Genomic DNA, 23,559 nt, shown 5'->3' on the forward strand with positions numbered 1-23,559 from the left:
CCTAGCACGGGCGCCGCGCATCCCCGCGCGCGCGCCACGGGCGCCTGTCGGACCGATAGGCGGCGTCTATGGGGCGCCCAGACAGGGCATCAGCCGCGCCACCCCCGCCGCGACCAGCGCCGCATCGCCCCGCGCCTCGACATTCAGCCGCACCAGCGGTTCGGTGTTCGAGGCGCGCAGGTTGAACCGCCAGTCCGCGAAGGAAAGGCTCAGCCCGTCGGTATCGTCGCGCGCCAGCGCCGCGGGACCCAGATCCGCCGCCACCCGCGCCAGCACCGCCGCCGGGTCGGCGATGCGGAAGTTGATCTCGCCCGAGGACGGAAACCGCGCCCGCAGATCCGCCACCAGCGCCGACAACGGCCGGGCACGGCGGCCGATCAGTTCCGCGACCAGCAGCCAGGGGATCATGCCGCTGTCGCAATGCACGAAGTCGCGGAAATAGTGATGGGCCGACATTTCGCCGCCATAGACGGCGCCGGCGTCGCGCATCGCCTGCTTGACGAAGGCATGGCCGGTGCGCGACTGCACCGCCCGCCCGCCGCCCCTTGCGATGGCGTCCAGCGTGGCCCAGACCACGCGGGGGTCGTGCACGATGCGCGCGCCCGGTTCCTTGGCCAGGAACACCTCTGCCAGCAGCGCCACGACATATTCGCCGGGCACGAAATCGCCCCGGTCGTCGAACAGGAAGCAGCGGTCGAAATCGCCGTCCCAGGCGACGCCGAAATCCGCCCCCGCGGCGCGCACCGCCCGGGCGGTGACGGGCCGGTTTTCCGCCAGCAGGGGATTGGGGATGCCGTTGGGAAAGCTGCCGTCGGGGTCGTGGTGCAGGCGCAAGAACCGCAGCGGCGCCCCGCGCGCCGCCAGTTCCGCCGCGATGGCATCGAAGGTCGGCCCCGCCGCGCCGTTGCCGGCATTGACCAGCACCGTCAGCGGCCGCAGCGCCGCGACATCGACAAAGGACAGCACCCGCGCCACATAGGCCGCCCGCGCCCCCGCCGCCGGGATCACACCGCCCCCCGGCCGGGCGGGGCCAAATCCGCCCGCCTCTGCCCGCGCCCGGATCACGGCCAGCCCCGCCGTATCGAGCGGCGCGGAACCCGCCCGTACCAGCTTCATCCCGTTGTAATCCATCGGGTTGTGCGAGGCCGTGACCTCGATCCCGCCATCGGCGGCGAAATGGCTGGTGGCGAAATACATCTCTTCCGTGCCGCAAAGCCCGAGGTCCAGCACCTCGGCCCCCGCATCCGCCAGCCCCGCCGCCACCGCCCCCGCCAGATCCGCCGACGACGCCCGGCAGTCGCGCCCCAGCACCACCCGCGCCGCGCCCTGTTCGGCGGCAAAGGCGCGGCCCACCCGATAGGCCACATCCGTATCCAGTTCCGTTCCCAGACGCCCACGGATGTCATAGGCCTTGAAACAGCGCAGCGCGCGAAACCCCTCAGCCCCGGGCATAGACATCCTCGTAGCGGATGATGTCGTCCTCGCCCAGATAGCTGCCGGTCTGCACCTCGATCAGCACCATGTCGACCTTGCCGGGGTTTTCCATCCGGTGCCGGGTGCCAAGGGGGATGAACACGGATTCGTTCTCGCTGACCAGCCGCTCCTCGCCCCCGATCGTGACCTTGGCGGTGCCGGCGACGACGATCCAGTGCTCGGCCCGGTGCATGTGGCTTTGCAGGCTCAGCGCCTGCCCGGGGTGCACGACGATGCGTTTGACCTGAAACCGGTGCCCGGTGACAAGCGATTCGAACCAGCCCCAGGGGCGATGATCGACCGGGAACTGCGTGGCCTGCGCCGCGCGCCGGGCCCTGAGGGCCGCGACCGCCTGTTTCACATCCTGCGCGCGCGACATGTCGGCGACCAGAACCGCATCGGGCATGGCGATGGCGATGAGGTTTTCCACCCCGATCCCCACCAGTTCCAGCCGCGGCGATTCCGACCGCAGCAGGCTGTTCCGGCTGTCGATCGCCGTGACCGGCCCGGCGGTGGCGACGCCCGCCCCGTCGTGCGGGCTTTCGCGCCAGACGGCCTCCCATCCCCCCAGATCCGACCAGCCGCCGTCATAGGGCACGACCGACAGGTTCGCCGCCCGTTCCATCACCGCATAGTCGATGGAAATATCTTCCGCCTCGGCGAAGGGGGCGGGGGCGAGCCGCAGGAAACCCAGATCCGCCCGCGCCTCGTCGACCGCGCGGCGCACGGGGCCGGTCAGATGCGGCGCATGTGCATCGAAGGCGGCAAGGATGGTGCGGACGGAAAAGAGAAAGATCCCCGCGTTCCACAGATACCGCCCCTCGGCCAGCATCCGCGCCGCCGTATCCGCATCGGGCTTTTCCACGAACCGGCGCAGGGGCCGCGCACCCCCGTCCGCGCCCGGCGGGCCGTCGAGTTCCAGATAGCCATAGCCCGTCTCCGCCCGGTCGGGCCGGATCCCGAACGTCACCAGCCGCCCGGCCGCGGCCTCCGCCCGCCCGGCGGCGACCGCGGCGCGGAAGGCGGCGGCATCGGGCACCAGATGGTCCGAGGGCGCCACCAGCATCAGCGCCTCGGGGTCGGTGCGTTCCAGCCACAAGGCGGCGGCCAGCACCGCGGGGGCGGTGTTGCGGGGCTCCGGCTCGATCAGGATCGCGCCGGGATCGACGCCCGCCGCCGCCAGCTGTTCGGTCACGATGAAGCGGAAATCGGCATTCGTCACCACCACCGGCGGCGCGAAGCCGGGGCCCGCGAACCGCGCCACGCTTTGCTGGAACATCGTCGTCTCGCCCGCCAGCGGCACGAACTGCTTGGGATAGCTCTTGCGCGACAACGGCCAGAGCCGCGTGCCGGACCCGCCGCTCATGATCACCGGATGGATGGCTGGCTGCATCCCGATCTCTCTATTCACTGGCCCGACAGGCGGTTGCATCGCCGCACAGTCTTGGCCACAGATCACGGCGATCTCAAGGCCCGAGCCGGGCGGCCGCGCGGCGCATCCGCCCGGCGGCGGCGCGGGCGGAGGTGTCGGCGGCCTCCGGCGGGGATATTTAAGGACAGAAAGTGATGCAGGGCGCGCCCTTCTTCATTTTCTGTCTGAAAATATCCTCAGGGGGTGAATTGGCGCAGCCAAGAGGGGGCAGAATGCCCCCTGCGCCGCCGGACGCGGGCGCGCCCCTATCCGAAACGGTCGCGCAGCAGGTGCTTTTCCACCTCCAGCACCACCAGCGTGGCCGCGCCGATGGCGAGGATCAGCGCCCCGTCCGCCAGCGACAGCGCCCGCGCGCCGAAGATCGCCTGCATCGCCGGCAGGTAGGTGAAGGCCAGCTGGCCCGCGACCACCACCGCGATCGCCCCCAGCACCGGGCCCGTCCCCCTGACCCCGGTCAGCGTGAACGAGGTCATGTGCAGGTAACGCACGTTGAAGAGGTAGAAGATTTCCAGCACCACCAGCTGGTTGACCACCATCGTGCGCGCGGTTTCCAGATCCCGCCCCTGGCCCTGCGCCCAGAAAAAAAGCCCGAGCGAGATCGCCGTGAACAGCACCGAGACGAAGGCGATGCGCCAGACGAGGAAGGGCGTCAGCAGCCCCGCGTCGGGCCGGCGCGGGGGGCGGCGCATGACGCCGGGCTCTGCGGGTTCGAACGCCAGCACGAGGCCGATGGTGGCGGCGAGGATCAGGTTCACCCACAGGATCTGCACCGGCGTCATCGGCATGGCGAAGCCCACGAGGATCGCGCTGATCACCGTCAGCGCCTCGCCCCCGTTGGTGGGCAGGGTCCAGGCCACCACCTTGCGGATGTTGTCGTGGACCACCCGGCCCTCATGCACCGCCGCGACGATGGAGGCGAAGTTGTCGTCCATCAGCACCATTTCGGATGCTTCCTTGGCCGCCTCGGTGCCCTTCACCCCCATGGCGATGCCGACATCCGCCTGTTTCAGCGAGGGCGCGTCGTTCACCCCGTCGCCGGTCATCGCCACCACGCGGCCCTCGGCCTGAAGCGCCTGCACGATGCGCAGCTTGTGCTCGGGGCTGGTGCGGGCGAAGACCTGCGTGTCCTTCACCGCCGCCGCGAATCCTTCGGGCGAAAGCCTGTCGAGGTCCTGCCCGGTCAGCACCTTGGGGTCGTCGGCCAGCCCCAGTTGGCGGGCGATAGCGGCGGCGGTCGCGGCGTGGTCGCCGGTGATCATGCGCACGGCGATGCCCGCGCTGCGGCATTCGGCGATGGCGCGGATCGCCTCGTCCCGCGGCGGGTCGATGAAGCCCATGATGCCGAGGAAGGTGAGCCCGCCTTCCACATCGGCGAAATCGAGGCCATCGGCATCGGCGGGCATGGACCGGCGGGCGAAGCCCAGGACACGTTCGCCCTGCGCCGCGGCCTCGGCGATGCGGGCATTCCAGAAACCGGGGTCGAGGGGCGCGGGCCCGCTCGCGGTTTCCTGCTGCGCGCACATGGAAAGGATCCGTTCCGGCGCGCCCTTGACCAGCACCACGCCTTCGTCCGGGGCCACGCGGTGCAGCGTCGCCATGAAGCGGTGCTGCGCGTCGAAGGGGATCTCGTCGCGCCGGGGCCATTCGCTGCGCGCCGGTTCGGGGTCCAGCCCCGCCTTCATCGCCAGCGTGACCAGCGCGCCTTCCATCGGGTCGCCCTCGACGGTCCAGCCCGCATCGGGGCGCAGGCGGGCGTCGTTGCACAAAAGCCCGGCGCGGATCAGGCCGCGCGTCCCGGCATCGGGCGCCAGCCGCACCCCGCCCGGGTCATACCCCGCCCCCGCGACCTCCAGACCCGTATCGGCGGTGACGAGGCGGCGCACCGTCATCTCGTTGCGGGTCAGTGTGCCGGTCTTGTCCGAACAGATGACCGAAGTCGCGCCGAGCGTTTCGACCGCCGGCAGCCGCCGGATCACCGCGTTGCGCGCCGCCATCCGCTGGACCCCGATGGCCAGCGTGATGGTGATGACGGCCGGCAGCCCCTCGGGCACCAGCCCCACCGCCAGCGCCACCACCGCCATCATCGCCTCTTCCCAGCCGAAGCCGCGGAAGCCCACGGCAAAGGCGAAAAGCGCCGCCGCCCCGGCGAAGGCGACCCAGGTGAAGCGGCGGCCGAAGGCGTTGATCTGGCGCAGAAGCGGGGTCGTCAGCGCCTCGACCTCGCCCAGAAGGGCGCTGATGCGGCCGATTTCGGTCGCAAGGCCGGTGGCCACCACCACGCCGGTGCCCTGGCCGGTGGCGACCAGCGTGCCGGAATGGGCCATGGACCGGCGGTCGCCAAGGGGGGCGTCGGGGGCGACGGGGGCGGTATCCTTGTCGGCGGCGACGGATTCGCCGGTCAGGATCGCCTCGTCGATGCGCAGGCTGCGCGCGCGCAGCAGCCGCAGGTCGGCGGGCACGCGGTCGCCCGCCTCGATCAGCACCACGTCGCCGGGCACCAGATCCGCCATCGGCACGCCGATGCGGCGGCCGTCGCGCAGCACGCTGGCACGCGGGGCGATCATGCCGCGGATCGCGGCCAGCGCGTCCTCGGCCTTGCCCTCCTGCACGAAGCCGACGATGGCGTTGACGATCACCACCGCGAGGATCACCCCCGCATCCACCGCATGGCCGAGCGCCCCGGCCGCCACCGCACCGGCCAGCATGAAATAGATCAGCGCGTTGTTGAACTGCGCCAGGAACCGCAGCACCGGATGCCGCCGCCGCCCCTGCGGCAGGGCGTTGGGCCCGAACCGTTTCCGCCGCGCCGCGGCCTCGGCCGCATCGAGCCCCGCAGGCGTGGCCGCCAGCGTCGCCAGCACCGCATCGGCGGGCAGGGCATGGGGATGGGCGGGCAGGTCGGCTTTGGCATCGGCGGGGGTGGTGTCGGGCATGGGGGCTCGGCTCCGGGGCAGCGGGGTAACGGGAAGGACGCGGGCGGCGGGGGCGCCCGACAGCAGGTATAGCCCGATCCCGGCCCCGGGGTACAACCCGTGATGCGCAGGCTGTGACCGCGGGCCACACCGATACCGGACCGGGCCGTGGATCGCGGCTGTCGGACAAGGGGGCGGCGGCAGGGCCGGGCTGCATGAGGGGGCGAGACCATGCGCCGGGGCGGGGCTTCGGCGGGACGGCGGTCCGCCCCGACGGGCGCCGCGGTCCTGCCGAAGGGGAAGGCGGCGACGATCGGCCCCTGTTCCGATGCGGCGAAACCCGCCTGCCGGACGGGAAGGGGCCGCGCCGGGGGCTGCGTGTTCCCCGTCATCCGGCCGAACCGCAGCCTGCCCGCCGCCGCCGATGCGAATCGGCGCCGTCCACCTGCCGCCCGGGCGGGCGGCGGGCCTGCGCGGGCGCCATAGGCGATTCCTGGCCGAGGTCGCGGCGCGAAAGGCTTGGCGGGCTTGACATCAGAGAGCGTCCCGGGCGCGCACACCGCGCGCGACCCGGGGCCTGACCGGCGCCGTCCTGACGAAGATGTGAGTCCATCGCACCCCTTGATGCGGCACAAAGCCCGGCCCGGCGTGCATATTTGTCTGTCATCCCGCGACAGAGCTTGATATTTCCCCGCCAAAGCATTCATCTGGGCGAAGGTTTCCCCGGCAAACCCCGGCACCGGCCAGCATCCGGGTGCATCCGCACCCCGGCGCAGCGGCCGGCTGCATCGCGGCGATGCGCGGGAGGGAGATTCGGGCAGGCCATAGCAAAAGGAGACCGGCGGGGATGATCGAACAGAACCTGATTCTGATCCTCGTCTGTCTGCCTTTCGTGGGCGCGCTGCTGGCCGCCACGCTGCCGGTGCATGCCCACAACGCCGCCGCCTGGATTTCCGGCCTGCTGCTGGCGGCGGGGCTGGCCATCATGGCGGTGCTGCACGCGCCGGTGGCGGCGGGGGGCGTGGTGCGGGCGTTGGTGCTGTGGGTGCCCTCGCTGCGGCTGAACCTGAGCCTGCGCGTCGACGGTTTCGCCTGGATGTTCGTCGTGCTGGTGCTGGCGATCGGCATCCTGGTGGTGGTCTATGCGCGCTACTACCTGTCCAGGACCGATCCCGTGCCGCGGTTCTATTCCTTCCTTCTGGCCTTCACCGGCGCGATGCTGGGTGTGCTGGTGGCGGGCAACGTGCTGGTTCTGGTGGTGTTCTGGGAACTGACCTCGATCACCTCTTTCCTGCTGATCGGCTATTGGCACCAGGGGCAGGCGGCGCGCGACGGGGCGCGGATGGCGCTGGTCGTCACCGCCACGGGGGGGCTGTGCCTGCTGGTGGCGATGCTGATCATCGGCCAGATCGCGGGCAGCTATACGCTGGACGTGGTGCTCGCCTCGGGCGATCTGGTCCGGGCCCATCCGCTTTATCCGCTGATCCTCGCGCTGTTCCTGATCGGGGCCTTCACCAAATCGGCGCAGTTCCCGTTCCATTTCTGGCTGCCCGGCGCGATGGCGGCGCCGACGCCGGTGTCGGCCTTCCTGCATTCGGCGACGATGGTGAAGGCGGGGGTGTTCCTGCTGGTGCGCTTTTCCCCCGTTCTGGGCGGGACGGACCTGTGGTTCTACGCCGTCACCGGCATCGGGATGGCGACGCTGATCCTCGGCGCGATGGTCGCGCTCTTCCGCCATGACCTCAAGGGCCTGCTGGCCTATTCCACCATCAGCCATCTGGGCCTGATCACCGCGCTGGCGGGCATCGGCACGCAGGGCGCGATCCTTGCCGCGATCTTCCACATCGCCAACCACGCGGTGTTCAAGGCGAGCCTGTTCATGGCCGCCGGCATCATCGACCACGAAACCGGCACCCGCGACATGCGCCGGCTGTCGGGGCTTTTCCGCGCGATGCCGATCACCGGCACGCTGGCCATCGTCGCCTCGGCCGCGATGGCGGGGGTGCCGCTCTTGAACGGCTTTCTGTCGAAGGAGATGTTCTTCGCCGAGGTGGTGGACTGGCACAACGGCACCTGGCTGGACAATTCGCTGCCCTGGCTCGCGACCTTCGCCAGCGTCTTTTCGGTGGCCTATTCGCTGCGCTTCATCGTGACGGTGTTCTTCGGCCCGAAGGCCGACGACCTGCCCAAGGAACCGCACGAGCCCTCGCCCTGGATGCGCCGGCCGGTGGAACTGCTGGTGCTGGTCTGCCTGCTGGTGGGCATCCTGCCGGGGCTGACGCTCGGCCCGCTGCTGAACCAGGCGGCGCGGTCGGTTCTGGGGGCGGACATGCCCTATTATTCCATCGCGATCTGGCACGGGCTGAACGCGCCCCTGGTGATGAGCGCGGCGGCGCTGATCGCGGGCGCGGTGCTGTACCTGACCTTTGCCGACACCATCGCCAAAGGGCCCGAGGGCCCGCCGCTTCTGCACCGCATCCGTGCGCAGCGGGTCTATGAATGGATGATGCTGCAATTCACCTGGCGGCTGCCGCGCAAGATCTATGGCGCGACCGGCACGGAACGGCTTCAGCCGCAGTTGCGGCTGATGGTGCTGCTGGCGACGGGGGCGGGGGCGGTCACGCTGTGGGGCGGGCTGCGGCTGGCGCATGAGATGCTGTCGACGCCGCTCAACCCCGCCTTCGCGCTGATGTGGGCGGTGGGCGCGGTCTGTGCGGTCGGCGCCGCGTGGCAGGCCAAGTACCACCGTTTCGCGGCGCTGGTGCTGCTCGGGGGGGCGGGGCTGATCACCTGCCTGACCTTCGCGTGGTTTTCCGCCCCCGACCTTGCCGTCACGCAGCTTCTGGTGGAAAGCGTGACCACGGTGCTGCTGCTTCTGGGCCTGCGCTGGCTGCCCCGCCGGCGCGAGGAGATCGCCGAGGACAAGCTTTTGCCCGCCAAGATGCGCCGGCTGCGCGATTTCGTCATCGCCGTGGTGGCGGGGGCGGGGATCGCCGCCATCGCCTTCGTCGTCATGACGCGCCCGACCATCCCCAACATCGGCAACTGGTTCCTGCGCAACGCCTATCACGAAGGCGGCGGCACCAATGTGGTCAACGTGATCCTGGTCGATTTCCGCGCCTTCGACACGTTCGGGGAAATCACCGTGCTGGCCATCGTGGGGCTGACGGTCTTTGCGCTTCTGCGCCGCTTCCGCCCCGCGGCGGAAAGCGCGGGCCTGCCCGAACAGCAGCAGGGCGAGGCGGCAGAGGCGCTGAAGGATTACCTGCGCGTGGCCTCGGTCATCATGCGCTGGATGTTCGCGCCGCTGATCGTGATGTCGGCCTATCTGTTCCTGCGCGGCCACGACCTGCCGGGCGGCGGGTTTTCCGCCGGGGTGACGCTCGCCATCGCGTTCCTGCTGCAATACCTCGGCCACAACGTGCGGTGGGTCGAGGCGCGGCTGACGGTGCTGCCGATCCGCTGGATGGGCTTCGGCCTGCTGATCGCCGGGCTGACCGGCGTGGGGGCGTGGCTTTTCGGCTATCCGTTCCTGACCGCGCATGCGCAATACGTGGACATCCCCGTCATCGGCAAGGTGCCGGCGGCCACGGCGATGGCCTTCGACCTCGGCGTCTATGCGCTGGTGGTGGGGGCGACGATCCTGATGCTGGTCGCGATCGCGCACCAGTCGCTGCGGTCCGCCCGCCTGCGCGAGGTGGAGGCGGAGGCCGAGGCGGAAGCGGAGGCGGAACGGGAGGCCGCGGCCGCCCCCGCCCCGGCCCGGGCCCCCGCCCGGGCCCCCGCCCCCGTTGCCGGAGGGACCGCCTGATGGAATATGTCCTCTCCGCAGCCATCGGGGTTCTGGCGGCTTCCGGCATCTGGCTGCTGCTGCGCCCGCGGACCTTCCAGGTGATCGTGGGGCTCTGCCTTCTGTCCTATGCGGTCAACCTCTTCATCTTCTCGATGGGGCGGCTGACGGTGGGCGTGCCGCCGATCATGCCCAAGGACGGTTCCGTCAACCCCTCGGCCTATGCCGATCCGGTGCCCCAGGCGCTGATCCTGACCGCCATCGTCATCAGCTTCGCCACCACGGCGCTGTTTCTGGTGGTGATGCTGGTCGCGCGCGGGATGACCGGCACCGACCACGTCGACGGAAAGGAGCGCGACTGATGCTGCCCGCGACCGAGCATCTGATCATCGCCCCGATCCTGATCCCGTTCTTCGCGGGCGCGGTGATGCTGATCTACGACGACCGCCGCCGGCGGGCGAAACTGGCCATCGGGCTGGTGTCCGCGGTGGCGCTGCTGCTGGTGGCGGTGGAACTGCTGAACCGGTCCAAGGGCAATGCGCTGTCGGGCGGCAACGACATCGGCTTCTACCTTCTGGGCAACTGGCTGGTGCCCTTCGGCATCGTGCTGGTGATCGACCGGCTGTCGGCGATGATGCTGGTGCTGACGGCGGTGCTGGCGATCCCGGCGCTGATCTATTCGGCCGCCGGCTGGCACCGGCAGGGGCAGCATTTCCATTCGATGTTCCAGTTCCTGCTGATGGGGCTGAACGGCGCCTTCCTGACCGGGGACCTGTTCAACCTCTTCGTGTTCTTCGAGGTGCTGCTGGCGGCGTCCTACGGGTTGCTGCTGCATGGGTCGGGGCAGCTCCGGGTGCGGGCGGGGCTGCATTACATCGCCATCAACCTCGCCGCCTCGCTGCTGTTCCTGATCGGGGTCAGCCTGATCTACGGCGTCACCGGCACGCTGAACATGGCGCAGCTGTCGGTGCAGGTCGCGGCGCTGCAATCGGCCGACCGGGCGCTGCTGCATGCCGCCGCCGCGATGCTGGGCATCGCCTTTCTGGTCAAGGCGGGGATCTGGCCTTTGTCCTTCTGGCTGCCCACCGCCTATATGGCCGGGGCCGCGCCGGTGGCGGCGATGTTCGCGATCATGACCAAGGTCGGGATCTATGTCATCCTGCGGCTGTCGATGCTGGTGTTCGGCGCGGCGGGCGGCGCCTCTGCGGGCTTCGGGGCCGATGTGCTGACGGCGGCGGGCATGGCGACGGTCGCTTTCGGGCTTCTGGGGGTGCTGGCCAGCCAGGGGCTGGGGCGGATGGCGGCGCATCTGGTGCTGGTGTCCTCGGGCACGATGCTGGCGGTCACGGGGTTCGCGCTGGCCGGGGGCGGTGCGCCGATGCTGGCCGGGGCGCTTTACTACATGGTCGGTTCGACCCTTGCGACCGGCGCGCTGTTCCTGCTGATCGAACCGATGAGCCGGGAAGAGGGCGGGATCGCCGCCCTTCTGGCGCTGACCGCCGATGCCTATGGCCTCGACCCCGCCGAGGATGACGCGCAGCCCGAGGTGGGCCTTGCCATTCCCGGCACGCTGACGATCCTGGGGCTTTGCTTTGGGGCCTGCCTGCTGGTGCTGGCGGGGCTGCCGCCGCTGGCGGGTTTCGTCGGCAAGGTGGCGATCTTCCAGGGCATTCTGGATGCGGGCGGGGGCATGCCCTCTGCCGCCGGATGGGCCTTCGTCGCGCTGTTGCTGGTGTCGGGGCTGGCCAGCATCATCGGGCTGGTGCGGATCGGGATCCAGACCTTCTGGGCCTCGGACGGGGTGGTGCCGCGGGTGCTGGCGCTGGAAATCGCGCCGGTGGTGGCGCTCATCGTCATGATCGTGCTGATGACCACGCAGGCGCAGGACGTGCTGCGCTATACCGACGCCACCGCCCGCGCGCTCCACCGGCCAGAGATCTATGCCCAGGGCGTCATGCGCACCCCGCGGGTCGAACCCGCGCCTGCGCCCGCCAACGGCGATGCCGCGGGGGATGCGCCATGAGCCGCCTCGTTCCCCATCCGCTGCTGTCGCTGGCGCTGGTGCTGATGTGGCTGCTGCTGACCCGTTTCTCGCTCGGCCATCTGTTGCTGGGGGTGGTCATCGCGCTGATCGCGGGATGGGCGCTCGGCAAGGTCGAACCCGAACGCCCGCGCCTGCGCCGCATCTGGCCGCTGATCCGGCTGATGGGCATCGTCAGCGTCGACATCATCCGGTCCAACATCGCGGTCGCCGGGCTGATCCTGACGCGCGGGCGGCATGGCGCGCGCAAGTCGGCCTTCGTGGATATTCCGCTGCGGCTCGACGATCCGGTGCCGCTGGCGCTTCTGGCGATGATCATCACCGCGACGCCGGGCACCGCCTGGCTGGAACACGATCCCGACACCGGGGTGCTGATCCTGCATGTGTTCGACGTGATCGACGAGGACGAATGGCGCCACCTGATCCGCGACCGTTATGAATCGCTGCTGCTGGAGGCTTTCGGATGACTGCGACGATACTCTGGTTCGCGATGGGCTATGCACAGATCGCGCTGGCGCTGGCAGCCTGTCTGGCCTGCGTGCGCACGCTGCGGGGGCCGCGCGCGCAGGACAGGGTTCTGGGGCTCGATACGCTTTATGTCACGGCGATGCTGCTGTTCGTCGTCACCGGCCTGCGCGCGGGCACGCCCTTCTTCTTCGAGGCGGCGATGGTGATCGGGGTTCTGGGCTTCGTTTCCTCGGTCGCGCTGGCCAAGTTCCTGATCCGCGGCGAGGTGATCGAATGATCGACCTGGAAACCCTTCCGGTATGGATCGCGCTGCCTGCGGCGCTGTTTCTGGTGATCGGCAGCACGCTGACGCTGCTCGGCACGCTCGGCCTGATGCAGCTGAAAAGCTTCTACGACCGGTTGCATGCGCCGACGCTCGGCACAAGCTGGGGCACGGCGGGGATCATGCTGGCTTCGATGCTGGTGTTCAGTTGGGCCGGCGGGCGGGCGGTGCTGCATGAACTGGTGATCGCCATCTTCGTGATGGTGACGACGCCGGTGACGCTGATGCTGCTCGGCCGCGCCTCGCTGCACCGCGACCGGGGCGAGGGCAGGGCGGATGTTCCGCCCGCCCCGGTGCTGCCGCCGCCGCCGCAGCCGGTGCCGCAGGAAGAGCCTGCCGAATAGGTCAGGCAAAGCCCCGCGCGGCCTCGCGCCGGGCAAAGGCGGCCATGCGGGGGCCGTGCGCGTCCAGAAACGCCTGCGCGCGGGGCGCGTCGTGGCGGGCCAGATCGCGCAGCCACCAGGCCACGGCCTTCTGGATGAACCAGTCGCGGTCGTCGAGATAGCCCGCCGCCCATCCCAGCACCCGGTCGCGGACGCCCAGATCGGCGGGTTTGGGGAAGTTCATCTTGGCCCAGGGCAGGGTCATCACCAGTGCTGCGCGCCGCGTCCACATGTTGGGGTGGCTCACCCATTCGGCCACATCCTCGATCCGCGCGGGATCGGCCACCAGCCGTTTCTGCCCGGCGATGCTGGCGTGATCGGCCACCGCCCACCCTTCGAACCCCGGCGCCCAGGACCGGATCAGCGCCCATGCGCCGGCATCGTCGGGCCGGATGCGCGCCTGCACCAGCAGCTTGGCCGCCGCCACCATCGCCTCGTGGATGCCGCTGTCCCACAGTGCTGCGGCAAGGGCCAGCCGTTCGTCCAGCGTGATACCCGCCCGCCACTGCCGCGCCAGATCGTCGATCACCGGCACCGCCACGCCCAGATAGGGGCGGGGGATCTTGTGATAGGCGGCCATCTCGGCCGCCTTGCCCGCATCCCCCGCCGCGCGCAGGGCGGCCAGCGCCGCATCGGGCGTCATTCGACCGTCACCGATTTCGCAAGGTTGCGCGGCTGGTCCACATCCGTGCCCTTGGCGACGGCGGTGTGATAGGCCAGCAATTGCGCCGGCACCGCGTAAAGGATCGGGGCCAGCAGGGGGGGCACCTCGGGCAGGGTGATGGTGCGCCACACGCCCTCGCCCGCCTGCGCCACGCCCTGCGGGTCGGACATCAGCACCACCTTGCCGGCGCGCGCCATGACCTCCTGCATGTTGGAAACGGTCTTGTCGAACAGCGCATCGCGCGGCGCCATCACCACCACCGGCACGGATGCATCCACCAGCGCGATCGGCCCGTGCTTGAGTTCGCCCGCCGCGTAACCTTCGGCATGGATATAGCTGATTTCCTTGAGCTTCAGCGCCCCTTCCAGCGCCAGCGGATACATCGCCCCGCGCCCCAGGAACAGCACGTCCCGCGCCCGTGCGATATCCACCGCCAGCGCCGCCAGATCCTCGCCCAGGCCCACCGCGTGGTTGAGCAGCCCCGGCAGGTTCGCCAGCGCCGCCAGATGCCCGGCCAGCCGTTCCTCCGACAGCACCCCCCGGTCGCGCCCGGCCTTGAGCGCCAGCAGCGCCAGCACCGCCAATTGGCAGGTGAACGCCTTGGTCGAGGCCACGCCGACCTCCACCCCCGCGAGGATGGGCAGCGCCAGACCGGATTCCCGCGCGATGGAGGATGTGGGCACGTTCACCACCGCCAGCGTCTGCGCCACCCGGTCCTGCGCGTGGCGCAATGCGGCCAGCGTGTCCGCCGTCTCGCCCGACTGGCTGACGAAAACGGCGAGCGAACGGTCCGACAGCACCGGATCGCGATAGCGGAATTCCGAGGCGATATCGACATCGCAGGCAAGGCCCGCGATCTGTTCGAACCAGTATTTCGCCACCTGGCAGGCAAGGTTCGCGGTGCCGCAGGCGACCATCACCACCCGGTCCACGCCGGTGAAATCCAGCCCCTCGGGCAGGTTCAGCCGCCCGCCGCCGATGTAATGTTTCAGCGCATCGGCCAGCACCACGGGCTGTTCGGCGATCTCCTTGGCCATGAAATGGCGGTATCCGGCCTTTTCCACCCGCGCGGCATCCAGATGGATGCGTGTTTCCGCCCGGTTCGCCAGCCGGCCCGCCGCGTCATGGATCACCGCGCCCGCGCGCGTGATTTCCGCCCGGTCGCCTTCTTCCAGATAGGTGATGCGGTCGGTCATCGGGGCGAGCGCGATGGCGTCCGATCCCACGAACATCTCGCCATCCCCGTGCCCGATGGCCAGCGGGCTGCCCTTGCGGGCGGCGATCATCAGATCGTCCTCGCCCTCGAACAGGAAGCACAGCGCAAAGGCGCCCTCCAGCCGTTTCAGGGTTTCCGCCACCGCTTCGCGCGGGGAGAGGCCGCCGTCCATGAAGCGGCGCACCAGCAGCGCCACGGTTTCGGTGTCGGTTTCCGATTCCGCCGGATAGCCCGCCGCCGCCAGTTCCGCGCGCAGGTCGCGGAAGTTCTCGATGATCCCGTTATGCACCACCGCGACGCCGCCCGCGCGATGGGGATGGGCGTTGGCGGTGGTCGCCGCGCCATGGGTGGCCCAACGGGTATGCCCGATGCCCGCCTTGCCCGCGAGCGGCTGGTGCACCAGCAGGTCCGACAGGTTCACCAGCTTGCCCACCGCCCGGCGGCGGTCGAGCCGCCCGTCGTTCACCGTGGCGATGCCCGCGCTGTCATAGCCGCGGTATTCCAGACGCTTCAGCGCCTCGACCAGCAGGGGGGCGGCCTCGTGGCTGCCCAGAACGCCGACGATCCCGCACATGTCAGTTCCCCCCTTTTGCGGCCTTCGCCGCCTTGATCGCGCGCAGCCGCTCCATCAGCCGCACCGCAAGGCCGGGTTTCACCTCTTGCCGCGCGCGGGCGACGGCCAGCGCCTCGGCCGGGACATCGGCGGTGATGACGGACCCCGAGGCCGTCATCGCCCGCGCCCCCACCGTGACGGGCGCGACCAGCATGGTATCCGACCCGATGAAGGCATCTGCGCCGATCACCGTGCGGTGCTTCATCACCCCGTCGTAATTGCAGGTCACGGTGCCCGCGCCGATATTGCTGCGCGCGCCGATGTCGGCATCGCCGATATAGGTCAGATGCCCGACCTTCACCCCTTCGTCGAGGATGGCATTCTTGATTTCCACGAAATTGCCGACATGCACGTCCTCGGCCAGTTCGGCGCCCGGGCGCAGGCGGGCGAAGGGGCCGACGGTCGCGCCGCGGCTGACATGGCAGCCTTCCAGATGACAGAAGGCGCGGATTTCCGCCCCCGATTCCACCGTGACCCCGGGGCCGAAGACCACATTGGGCCCCACCACCGCATCGCGGCCCACCACGGTGTCCAGCGCGAAAAAGACGGTTTCGGGCGCGATCAGGGTCACGCCGTCCTCCAATGCCTCGGCCCGCCGTCGGGCCTGAAAGGCGGCCTCTGCCGTCGCGAGTTCGGCGCGGGTGTTGATGCCGAGCGTTTCGGCCTCGTCGCACAGCACCACGCCCGCCGACAGCCCCCGTTCGCGCGCCAGCGCCACCACATCGGTCAGGTAGTATTCGCCCGCCGCATTGGCGTTGCCCACCCTGTCGATCAGGTCGAACAGCAGCGCCGCATCCGCCACCATCACCCCGGAATTGCAAAGGGTTATGTCGCGTTCCTCTGCCGAGGCATCCTTCCATTCGACGATATAAAGCAGATCCTCGCCCGAGGTCACGAGCCGCCCGTACCGCCCCGGCACCGCGGCGTCGAACCCCAGAACCGCGACCGCATGCCGCGCCCGCGCCGCCACCAGCCGGTCCAGCGTGTCCGCCGTCAGGAAAGGCGTGTCGCCATAGAGCACCACCACATCGCCGCCCGCATCGCGCAGCAGGGGCGCCGCCTGCGCCACCGCATGCGCGGTGCCCAGCCGTTCGGCCTGCACCACGATCTCTGCCCGCTCGTCCGCGGCCTGTGCGGCCTTGGCCACCGCCTCGCCTTCGGGCCCGACCACGACCACCACCCGGTCGGGGCCGAGGCTGCCCCCCGCCGCCAGCGCATGCGCCAGCATCGGCGCCCCGCCGAGCGGATGCAGCACCTTCGCCAGTTCGGAATTCATCCGCGTGCCCTGGCCTGCCGCCAGCAGGATCAGCGAAACCGCCATGACTGCCCCTTTTCTTTCCGTTATGACCGTTCTACCCGGGGAATGGCCCGCCGCAAGGGGGGCCTGCCTCACACAGTCTTTCGCCATGTGACAGGAGCGTCCGATGCGCAGCGTTGTGTTCGACCTCGACGGCACCCTGGCCGATACCAGCGCCGACCTGCTGGCCGCGGCCAATGCCTGTTTCACCGATATGGGCCTTGCCGCACCGCTAAGCGCCGCCGATGCCATCACCGCCTTCGCGGGCGGGCGGGCGATGCTGCGGCTCGGGTCCGACCGGCTGGCATTGGGCTGGGACGAGGCCGCGATCACCACGCGGTACGAACGGCTGCTGGAAGTCTATGCCGAGGTGATCGTGAACGAAACCCGCCTTTACCCCGGCGCGGTGGCGGCGGTGGAACGGCTGCGCGCCGAAGGCATCGCGGCGGCGGTCTGCACCAACAAGCCGGTGGATCTGGCCGATGTGCTGCTGCGTCGTCTCGGCGTGCGCGATCTGTTCGCGGTGGTGGTGGGCGCGGGGTCGCTGGCGGTGCGCAAACCCGACCCGGCGCCGCTGCACCACACGCTTGCGCTGATGGGGGGCGACCGGCGGCGCACGGTGCTGATCGGCGATACGATCACCGACCGGGAAACCGGGCGCAACGCGGGCATCCCGGTGACGCTGGTCACTTTCGGCCCCGAAGGCGCCGATGTCGCCCGCCACGCGCCCGAGGCATTGCTGGACCATTACGACGACCTCGACCGCATCGTGGCGCCCTTCATCGGCCGGCCATGACCGAAGTTTTCTCTGGCAGCTTCACCCAACAGGAACCGATCCCCGAAGACGCCATCGCCGCCGCCGTCGCGGTGATGCGCAGCGGGCGGCTGCACCGCTACAACACCGCGCCCGGCGAGATGGCCGAGGCCGCGGCGCTGGAGGTCGATTTCGCCGCCTTCACCGGCGCGCGCTACTGCCTTGCCGTCGCCTCGGGCGGGGCGGCGATGCGCATCGCGCTGCGCGCGGCGGGGGTGGGGCAGGGCGATCCGGTGCTGACCAATGCCTTCACCCTTGCCCCCGTGCCCGGGGCCATCGCGGCGGTGGGGGGCGTGCCGGTGCTGGTGGAGGTGACGGAGGATCTGGTCATCGACCTTGCCGATCTGGCCGCCAGGGCGCAGGCCAGCGGCGCGCACGTCCTGCTGCTCAGCCACATGCGGGGGCATGTCTGCGACATGGACGCGCTGATGGCGCTCTGCGCACGGCTCGGGCTGCGGGTGATCGAGGATTGCGCGCATACGATGGGGGCGGCATGGGCGGGCGTGCCCTCGGGCCGCCACGGGATCGCCGGGTGCTATTCGACGCAGACCTACAAGCACATGAATTCGGGCGAGGGCGGGCTGGTGGTGTCGGACGATGCCGACCTGATGGCGCGGATGGTGCTGCTGTCGGGCAGCTACATGCTCTACGACCGCCACCCCGCCGCGCCGCCGCCCGAGGTGTTCGCGGGCCTGCGCCATCAGGTGCCGAACATCTCGGCCCGGATGGACAACCTGCGCGCCGCCGTGCTGCGCCCCCAGATCGCGGCTCTGCCCGGACGGGTGGACCGTTGGGCGCGGCTTTACGGCGCGGTGGAAACGGGGCTGCGCGGCGTGCCGGGCCTGCGCCTGATCCCCCGCCCGCAGGCGGAACGGTTCGTGGGGTCGTCGTTCCAGTTCCTGCTGCCGGGACGGGATGGCGCGTGGATCGACCGTTTCCTCGGCCGCTGCCTTGCCCGGGGGGTGGAACTGAAATGGTTCGGCCGGGCGGAACCGGCGGGCTTCACCTCGCGCCACGACCACTGGCGCTATGCGCCGCCGCAGGCGCTGCCCCGGACGGATGCCGTACTGGCCGGGCTGATCGACATGCGCCTGCCGCTGACCTTTACCGAAGCGGATTGCGCCTGCATCGCCCGCATCATCGCGGATGAGGCCGGGCGGGACGGCGTGGCGGAGGCTGCGGGCCGGCGGGCGGATTGAGCGCGCCAGGATTTTTCAGCGGAAGCTGCATCCGACGCCCCCGCAGCCTTCGCGCGATGCCTGAGGATACTGCCGCAACGCGTTGAAAGGATTTGCCTATCCGATCACGCGCCTGACCAGCCCCAGCCAGTTTTCCCAGCAGATCCGGTTCACCAGCGCCTCGCCGAAACCCGCCGCGCGCATGGCGGCGATGACCACCGGCAGGCCCTCGGCCCCGCCGACCGCGCGGGGCGTCAGCGCGCCGTCATAGTCGGACCCGAGCGCCACGCCCCCCTCGCCCAACCGGTCCACCAGATGCGCCAGATGCCGCGCCAGCAGGTCGGGGGCGGTGTCGGGATCGCGCGCGCCGTCGGGGCGCAGGAACTGCACCGCGAAGTTCAGTCCCACCACGCCGCCGCGTTCCGCGATCGCGTCCAGCTGCCGGTCCGTCAGGTTGCGCGCCGAGGGGCAGAGCGCGTGGACGCAGGAATGCGTCGCCACCAGCGGCCGGTCGCTGATCGCGGCCACATCCCAGAACCCGGCCTCGTTCAGATGGCTGAGGTCGATCATGATGCCGAGCCGGTCGCATTCCGCCACCAGCCGCTTGCCGGCCTCGGTCAGCCCGCCGCCGATGTCGGGGCCGGAGGGAAAACGGAAGGGGACGCCCTGGCCGAAGATGTTGTCGCGGCTCCAGACCGGGCCGATGGACCGCAGGCCGGCGGCATGCAGCACCTCCAGTTCCGCCAGATCGGGGCCGATCGCCTCGGCCCCTTCCAGATGCATCACCGCGCCGATGGCGCCGGCGGCCCGCGCGGCCTCGACCTGCGCCGCGGTGGTGCAGAGCCGGATCGCATCGGGCCGCGCGCGGGCCATGCGCACCAGAATGCCGGCCATCGCCAGCGTCACCACACGCGCGCGGTCGGGGCCGAGCGGGGGAAAGGCCGGGGGCAGACCGGCGCCCGCATCGGGCAGGCCGTGCTGGCCCGGCACCCAGATGGCGAAGAACCCGCCCGCCATGCCGCCCGCGCGGCAGCGGGCAAGGTCGATATGGCCCGCCCGCCCCTCGAAAAACCCCCGGCCCGTTGCGTCGCCCGCCTGCCACAGATGCAGCAGAAGGTCGTTGTGGCCGTCAAAGACCGGCCGGGGCGCCGGGCTGTCGGGGCCGGGCGCGGGCGGGGCGGGGGGCGGAACGTCGGGGGCCATGCGCAAGGTCTGCGCGCTTTCGCCCCTGCGTGCAAGGGGCGATGCGCCCGCCGGCCCTTGCGCCGCACCCCCTCCGGCGGCTAGGTGTTCGCGAAACGGGCAACAACCGCGGGGGAAGCGCGCATGTTCACCGGCATCGTCACCGACATCGGCGAGATCCTCGAAACCGAGGCCCGCGGCGACCTGCGCGCGCGCATCGCCACCGGCTATGACGTGGCGGGCATCGACATCGGCGCCTCGATCGCCTGCGACGGCTGCTGCCTGACGGTGATCGCGACCGGCACCGCGCCGCGCAACTGGTTCGATGTCGAGATCTCGGCCGAAACCCTGTCCAGGACCAACCTCGGCCAATGGGCGCCGGGGCGGCGGGTGAACCTCGAGCGCGCGCTGAAGGTGGGGGACGAACTGGGCGGCCATATCGTCTCTGGCCATGTCGACGGGCTGGCCGAGGTCGTGGCCCTGCGCCCCGAGGGCGACAGCCTGCGCGTGACCTTCCGCGCGCCCGGCGATCTGGCGGGGTTCATCGCCCCCAAGGGTTCTGTCGCGCTCAACGGCACCTCGCTGACGGTGAACGAGGTGGAGGGGGCCGAATTCGGCATCAACTTCATCCCCCATACGCAGAAATCCACCACCTGGGGCGGCGTGCGGGCGGGGGACCGGGTGAACCTGGAAATCGACACGCTCGCCCGCTATGTCGCCCGGCTGCGCGACTGGTCGCGCTGACGGCGGGGCTGTGGCGCCCGATGCCCGACGGCGGTGCCGCGTCGCGCGGCGCGGCCTCCGGCGGGGATATTTAAGGACAGAAAATGAAGAGGGGCCATGCTTCGGCCTCGTCCCCCTCATTTTCTGTCTCTAAATATCCCGGGGTCCGGGGCAGGGCCCCGGCGCTGTCCTCGACGCCCGCACCGCCCTTCGGGCCATCTGGCGCTCGGCGGGCTTCTGGGCTAAGGGGCATGCGAACGGGGGATGAAGCCGATGAGCGACGAGACCAGAACCGACTACAGCGACGCCATTTCCTCGATCGAGGACATCATCGAGGACGCCCGCAACGGCCGCATGTTCATCCTCGTCGACCACGAGGACCGCGAGAACGAGGGCGATCTGGTGATTCCCGCCCAGATGTGCACGCCGCAGGCGATCAATTTCATGGCCATGCACGGGCGCGGGCTGATCTGCCTCGCGCTGCCGGGCGGCCGGATCGACGCGCTCGGCCTGCCGCTGATGAGCCCCAAGAACTCCAGCCGGCACGAGACCGCCTTCACGCTCTCGATCGAGGCGCGCGAGGGCGTGACCACCGGCATTTCCGCCCATGACCGCGCCCGCACCGTCGCGGTGGCCATCGACCCGACCAAGGGCGCGGCCGATATCGCCACCCCGGGCCACATCTTCCCCCTGCGCGCGCGCGAGGGTGGGGTGCTGGTCCGCGCCGGCCATACCGAGGCCGCGGTGGATGTGAGCCGCCTTGCCGGGCTCAACCCCTCGGGCGTGATCTGCGAGATCATGAACGACGACGGCACCATGGCGCGGCTGCCCGACCTGATCGGTTTCGCGCAGCGCCACGGGCTCAGGATCGGCACCATTTCCGACCTGATCGCCTATCGCCGCCGCCACGACAATCTGGTGCACGAAAAGGCGGTGCGCCGCGTCACCTCGGCCTATGGCGGCGACTGGATGATGCGGGTCTTCGCCGATGCCACGCAGGGCGCCGAACATGTCGTGCTGACCAAGGGCGACATCACCTCGCCCGGGCCGGTGCTGGTGCGGATGCATGCGCTCAACCCGCTGGAGGACGTGCTCGGCATCAATCCCGTCCATGCGGGCGAATTGCGCGGGGCGATGAAGCTGATCGCGGCAGAGGGGCGCGGGGTGGTGGTCCTGCTGCGCGATGTCGCCATGAAGCTGGCGATGGACGAGGAGGTTTCGCCCCACACGCTGCGGCAATACGGGCTCGGGGCGCAGATCCTGTCGGCGCTCGGGCTGCATGCGATCACGCTGGTGACGAATTCGGCCCGCCCGCGCGTGGTCGGGCTGGAGGCCTACGGGCTCACGATCGAGGGCACCCGCCCCATCCCGCAGGAGTGAACGATGGCCACCGCCGAAACCCATTACACCCTGCCGCTGCCGGTGTTCGACAAGCCGGTGAAACTGCTGATCGTGGTCGCGCCCTATTACCGCGACATCGCCGACATGATGATCGCGGGCGCGCGCGCGACCGCCGAAAAGGCGGGGGCAGAGGTCGATCTGGTCGAGGTGCCCGGCGCGCTCGAGGTGCCGACCGCCATCGCCTTTGCCGAACGGCTGGCGCAATATGATGGCTATGTCGCGCTCGGCTGCGTGATCCGGGGCGAGACGACGCATTACGACACCGTCTGCAACGACAGTTCGCGCGCGATCAGCCTGTTGGGGTTGCAGGGTGCGTGCATCGGCAACGGCATCCTGACGGTGGAAAACCGCCCCCAGGCCGAGGTGCGCGCCGATCCCGCGGGCCAGGACAAGGGCGGCGGGGCGGCGGCGGCGGCGCTGCACCTGATCGCGCTGGCGCGGCAATGGGCGGGCGGCACCAAGGGCATCGGCTTTCGCGGCCCCGGCATCGGGGGCGGCGCGCAATGAGCAAGGGCGCGGACCGCGACGGCAAGCGGCAGCGGAAATCGGCGGCGCGGCTTTACGCGGTGCAGGCGCTGTTCCAGATGGAGGCGTCCGACCAGACCGTCGAGCGCGTGGTGCGCGAGTTCGAGGACTATCGCTTCGGCGCCGTCTATGACGAGGTGGAGATGGCCGAGGGCGACAGCACCCTTTTCCGCCGGCTGGTGGACGGGGCGGTGAACTGGCAGGCGCGCATCGACCAGCTGACCGACCGCGCGCTGGTGGCGAAATGGCCCATCGACCGCATCGACCCCACCCTGCGCGCGCTGTTCCGCGCGGCGGGGGCCGAACTGATCGCGGCGGAAACCCCGCCCCGGGTGGTGATCACCGAATTCGTCGACGTGGCGCATGCCTTCTTCCCGGAAGGCAAGGAGCCCCGCTTCGTCAATGCCGTGCTGGACCACATGGCGCGCGAGGCCCGGCCCGAGGCGTTCTGATCCCCGGCCACGGGCTGCTTTCCGCCGCCCGGGCGGCGCGCGGCGGTTTGCCCCTTCCGCCGGCGCGGCGATGCGGTAGAGTCGGATCAGGGAAGGGGAATCGAGATGCCGAAGCTGATCCGCCTCTACATCGTCAATGTCGCCATCGGTTTCGCGCTGGCGGTGGTTTTCGTCGCCGCGCTCATCGCGCTGGATGTGGCGGGCCTGCGCGGCCTGATCCTGGGCAGCGACATGGGTTGGCTGGCCGCGCTGATGATGGTGATGTTCAACGGCATCGTCTTTGCCGGGGTGCAGTTCGCCATCGCCGTGGCGCGGATGGCCGAACGCGATGACGGTCCCCGCGGCGGCCGCCCCGCGCCTGCGATGCGCCCCGAACCCGTGCCAGTGCCAGTGCCCGCGGCGGCACCGCGCCGCCGCGCGGTCCTGCCGCCCCGGCGCTGATCTTTCCGGGACATGGAAAACCCCCGCGATCCGGCCGGATCGCGGGGGTTTTCAGTGGCGGGGACCGCAGCAGCCGTGGCGGCTGTGATTTCCCGAGAGCCTGACGTATCAGGTGGGCGCCAGATACCGGGACCAGGATCCCGGCAGAGCCAGCCCCCTCGGAAATGCTTATCGGCCACTGGAAAAGGGCCGCACACGAACCGAGCAGATCCGCCGTTTCCATAGGTAGGGC

Annotated in this window: 20 protein-coding genes and 1 other RNA gene; 13 read left to right on the plus strand and 8 right to left on the minus strand. The window is 70.2% G+C overall.

The genetic code is table 11. The features are described from left to right. Positions 1-66: 66 nt before the first annotated feature. From RGD00_RS03655 to RGD00_RS03665, 3 genes are all read right to left on the minus strand, one after another. Positions 67-1,452 (minus strand): phosphohexomutase domain-containing protein, encoded by a 1,386-nt coding sequence (locus tag RGD00_RS03655; RefSeq protein WP_310455937.1) that lies wholly within the window; start codon positions 1,450-1,452, stop codon positions 67-69. Beyond that, complete coding sequence (locus RGD00_RS03660; protein WP_310455938.1) at positions 1,439-2,866, minus strand: mannose-1-phosphate guanylyltransferase/mannose-6-phosphate isomerase; 1,428 nt, start codon at positions 2,864-2,866, stop codon at positions 1,439-1,441. Before RGD00_RS03660 ends, RGD00_RS03655 begins: the two co-directional genes overlap by 14 nt. 284 nt (positions 2,867-3,150) lie before the next feature. Then, positions 3,151-5,838 (minus strand): HAD-IC family P-type ATPase, encoded by a 2,688-nt coding sequence (locus RGD00_RS03665; protein WP_310455939.1) that lies wholly within the window; start codon positions 5,836-5,838, stop codon positions 3,151-3,153. Positions 5,839-6,664: 826 nt separating this feature from the next. Here RGD00_RS03665 and RGD00_RS03670 point away from each other — a divergent pair. Genes RGD00_RS03670 through mnhG form a run of 6 tightly spaced genes read left to right on the plus strand, consistent with a single transcriptional unit; the run spans position 6,665 to position 12,782 of the window. Then, positions 6,665-9,628 carry a monovalent cation/H+ antiporter subunit A gene (locus tag RGD00_RS03670; RefSeq protein WP_310455940.1) on the plus strand — a complete coding sequence of 988 codons (2,964 nt, stop codon included), beginning with the start codon at positions 6,665-6,667 and terminating at the stop codon, positions 9,626-9,628. Next, on the plus strand, positions 9,628-9,969 hold the full coding sequence (locus tag RGD00_RS03675) for a Na+/H+ antiporter subunit C (protein ID WP_310455941.1): 342 nt from the start codon (positions 9,628-9,630) through the stop codon (positions 9,967-9,969). The genes RGD00_RS03670 and RGD00_RS03675 overlap by 1 nt, the downstream gene beginning before the upstream one ends. Continuing rightward, positions 9,969-11,630, plus strand: a complete 1,662-nt coding sequence (locus RGD00_RS03680; RefSeq protein ID WP_310455942.1) for a monovalent cation/H+ antiporter subunit D — start codon at positions 9,969-9,971, stop codon at positions 11,628-11,630. Before RGD00_RS03675 ends, RGD00_RS03680 begins: the two co-directional genes overlap by 1 nt. Further along, positions 11,627-12,115 (plus strand): Na+/H+ antiporter subunit E, encoded by a 489-nt coding sequence (locus RGD00_RS03685; protein ID WP_310455943.1) that lies wholly within the window; start codon positions 11,627-11,629, stop codon positions 12,113-12,115. The genes RGD00_RS03680 and RGD00_RS03685 overlap by 4 nt, the downstream gene beginning before the upstream one ends. After that, positions 12,112-12,393 carry a K+/H+ antiporter subunit F gene (locus RGD00_RS03690; RefSeq protein WP_310455944.1) on the plus strand — a complete coding sequence of 94 codons (282 nt, stop codon included), beginning with the start codon at positions 12,112-12,114 and terminating at the stop codon, positions 12,391-12,393. Before RGD00_RS03685 ends, RGD00_RS03690 begins: the two co-directional genes overlap by 4 nt. Then, entirely contained in the window at positions 12,390-12,782 is a 393-nt protein-coding gene (gene mnhG, locus RGD00_RS03695) for a monovalent cation/H(+) antiporter subunit G (RefSeq protein WP_310455945.1), read from the plus strand. Before RGD00_RS03690 ends, mnhG begins: the two co-directional genes overlap by 4 nt. Before the next feature lies 1 nt (position 12,783). On the opposite strand, the gene RGD00_RS03700 is transcribed toward mnhG, so the two are convergent. The 3 genes from RGD00_RS03700 to glmU are packed head-to-tail and all read right to left on the minus strand — an operon-like array spanning position 12,784 to position 16,635. Further along, a complete protein-coding gene (locus tag RGD00_RS03700) occupies positions 12,784-13,464 on the minus strand; it encodes a DNA alkylation repair protein (RefSeq protein ID WP_310455946.1) in 681 nt (226 codons plus the stop codon). Continuing rightward, a complete protein-coding gene (gene glmS, locus RGD00_RS03705) occupies positions 13,461-15,275 on the minus strand; it encodes a glutamine--fructose-6-phosphate transaminase (isomerizing) (RefSeq protein WP_310455947.1) in 1,815 nt (604 codons plus the stop codon). The genes RGD00_RS03700 and glmS overlap by 4 nt, the downstream gene beginning before the upstream one ends. 1 nt (position 15,276) lies before the next feature. Beyond that, positions 15,277-16,635 (minus strand): bifunctional UDP-N-acetylglucosamine diphosphorylase/glucosamine-1-phosphate N-acetyltransferase GlmU, encoded by a 1,359-nt coding sequence (gene glmU, locus RGD00_RS03710; RefSeq protein ID WP_310455948.1) that lies wholly within the window; start codon positions 16,633-16,635, stop codon positions 15,277-15,279. Positions 16,636-16,738: 103 nt separating this feature from the next. Between glmU and RGD00_RS03715 the strand changes: the two genes are divergently transcribed. Further along, positions 16,739-17,407, plus strand: a complete 669-nt coding sequence (locus tag RGD00_RS03715) for an HAD-IA family hydrolase (protein ID WP_310455949.1) — start codon at positions 16,739-16,741, stop codon at positions 17,405-17,407. Then, on the plus strand, positions 17,404-18,624 hold the full coding sequence (locus RGD00_RS03720; protein ID WP_310455950.1) for a DegT/DnrJ/EryC1/StrS family aminotransferase: 1,221 nt from the start codon (positions 17,404-17,406) through the stop codon (positions 18,622-18,624). Before RGD00_RS03715 ends, RGD00_RS03720 begins: the two co-directional genes overlap by 4 nt. 96 nt (positions 18,625-18,720) lie before the next feature. On the opposite strand, the gene RGD00_RS03725 is transcribed toward RGD00_RS03720, so the two are convergent. Then, positions 18,721-19,806, minus strand: a complete 1,086-nt coding sequence (locus tag RGD00_RS03725) for a dipeptidase (RefSeq protein WP_310455951.1) — start codon at positions 19,804-19,806, stop codon at positions 18,721-18,723. Between the two features lie 123 nt (positions 19,807-19,929). Between RGD00_RS03725 and RGD00_RS03730 the strand changes: the two genes are divergently transcribed. The 5 genes from RGD00_RS03730 to RGD00_RS03750 all read left to right on the plus strand — a co-directional run bounded on the left by RGD00_RS03730 (position 19,930) and on the right by RGD00_RS03750 (position 23,327). Then, complete coding sequence (locus RGD00_RS03730) at positions 19,930-20,529, plus strand: riboflavin synthase (protein ID WP_310455952.1); 600 nt, start codon at positions 19,930-19,932, stop codon at positions 20,527-20,529. A gap of 252 nt (positions 20,530-20,781) precedes the next feature. Continuing rightward, positions 20,782-21,888 (plus strand): 3,4-dihydroxy-2-butanone-4-phosphate synthase, encoded by a 1,107-nt coding sequence (ribB, locus tag RGD00_RS03735; protein ID WP_310455953.1) that lies wholly within the window; start codon positions 20,782-20,784, stop codon positions 21,886-21,888. 3 nt (positions 21,889-21,891) lie between these two features. After that, entirely contained in the window at positions 21,892-22,416 is a 525-nt protein-coding gene (locus RGD00_RS03740; RefSeq protein ID WP_310455954.1) for a 6,7-dimethyl-8-ribityllumazine synthase, read from the plus strand. Next, entirely contained in the window at positions 22,413-22,886 is a 474-nt protein-coding gene (gene nusB, locus RGD00_RS03745) for a transcription antitermination factor NusB (RefSeq protein ID WP_310455955.1), read from the plus strand. The genes RGD00_RS03740 and nusB overlap by 4 nt, the downstream gene beginning before the upstream one ends. A gap of 105 nt (positions 22,887-22,991) precedes the next feature. Next, a complete protein-coding gene (locus tag RGD00_RS03750; RefSeq protein ID WP_310455956.1) occupies positions 22,992-23,327 on the plus strand; it encodes a hypothetical protein in 336 nt (111 codons plus the stop codon). A 57-nt stretch (positions 23,328-23,384) separates the two neighbouring features. On the opposite strand, the gene ssrS is transcribed toward RGD00_RS03750, so the two are convergent. Further along, positions 23,385-23,541: non-coding RNA, 6S RNA (ssrS, locus tag RGD00_RS03755), on the minus strand. Positions 23,542-23,559: the final 18 nt, after the last annotated feature.

It is taken from the genome of Ruixingdingia sedimenti, assembly GCF_031432425.1.
Lineage (GTDB): Bacteria > Pseudomonadota > Alphaproteobacteria > Rhodobacterales > Rhodobacteraceae > Ruixingdingia > Ruixingdingia sedimenti.

Excerpts from the sequence above, each read along its gene's own strand:
- mnhG (WP_310455945.1), top strand. The coding sequence starts at position 12,390 with ATGATCGACCTGGAAACCCTTCCGGTATGGATCGCGCTGCCTGCGGCG.
- RGD00_RS03715 (WP_310455949.1), top strand. The coding sequence starts at position 16,739 with ATGCGCAGCGTTGTGTTCGACCTCGACGGCACCCTGGCCGATACCAGC.
- RGD00_RS03660 (WP_310455938.1), bottom strand. The coding sequence starts at position 2,866 with ATGCAGCCAGCCATCCATCCGGTGATCATGAGCGGCGGGTCCGGCACG.
- RGD00_RS03750 (WP_310455956.1), top strand. The coding sequence starts at position 22,992 with ATGCCGAAGCTGATCCGCCTCTACATCGTCAATGTCGCCATCGGTTTC.
- RGD00_RS03655 (WP_310455937.1), bottom strand. The coding sequence starts at position 1,452 with ATGCCCGGGGCTGAGGGGTTTCGCGCGCTGCGCTGTTTCAAGGCCTAT.
- RGD00_RS03670 (WP_310455940.1), top strand. The coding sequence starts at position 6,665 with ATGATCGAACAGAACCTGATTCTGATCCTCGTCTGTCTGCCTTTCGTG.
- RGD00_RS03725 (WP_310455951.1), bottom strand. The coding sequence starts at position 19,806 with ATGGCCCCCGACGTTCCGCCCCCCGCCCCGCCCGCGCCCGGCCCCGAC.
- glmS (WP_310455947.1), bottom strand. The coding sequence starts at position 15,275 with ATGTGCGGGATCGTCGGCGTTCTGGGCAGCCACGAGGCCGCCCCCCTG.
- RGD00_RS03665 (WP_310455939.1), bottom strand. The coding sequence starts at position 5,838 with ATGCCCGACACCACCCCCGCCGATGCCAAAGCCGACCTGCCCGCCCAT.
- RGD00_RS03700 (WP_310455946.1), bottom strand. The coding sequence starts at position 13,464 with ATGACGCCCGATGCGGCGCTGGCCGCCCTGCGCGCGGCGGGGGATGCG.
- nusB (WP_310455955.1), top strand. The coding sequence starts at position 22,413 with ATGAGCAAGGGCGCGGACCGCGACGGCAAGCGGCAGCGGAAATCGGCG.
- RGD00_RS03740 (WP_310455954.1), top strand. The coding sequence starts at position 21,892 with ATGGCCACCGCCGAAACCCATTACACCCTGCCGCTGCCGGTGTTCGAC.
- RGD00_RS03690 (WP_310455944.1), top strand. The coding sequence starts at position 12,112 with ATGACTGCGACGATACTCTGGTTCGCGATGGGCTATGCACAGATCGCG.
- RGD00_RS03730 (WP_310455952.1), top strand. The coding sequence starts at position 19,930 with ATGTTCACCGGCATCGTCACCGACATCGGCGAGATCCTCGAAACCGAG.
- ribB (WP_310455953.1), top strand. The coding sequence starts at position 20,782 with ATGAGCGACGAGACCAGAACCGACTACAGCGACGCCATTTCCTCGATC.
- glmU (WP_310455948.1), bottom strand. The coding sequence starts at position 16,635 with ATGGCGGTTTCGCTGATCCTGCTGGCGGCAGGCCAGGGCACGCGGATG.
- RGD00_RS03680 (WP_310455942.1), top strand. The coding sequence starts at position 9,969 with ATGCTGCCCGCGACCGAGCATCTGATCATCGCCCCGATCCTGATCCCG.
- RGD00_RS03720 (WP_310455950.1), top strand. The coding sequence starts at position 17,404 with ATGACCGAAGTTTTCTCTGGCAGCTTCACCCAACAGGAACCGATCCCC.
- RGD00_RS03685 (WP_310455943.1), top strand. The coding sequence starts at position 11,627 with ATGAGCCGCCTCGTTCCCCATCCGCTGCTGTCGCTGGCGCTGGTGCTG.
- RGD00_RS03675 (WP_310455941.1), top strand. The coding sequence starts at position 9,628 with ATGGAATATGTCCTCTCCGCAGCCATCGGGGTTCTGGCGGCTTCCGGC.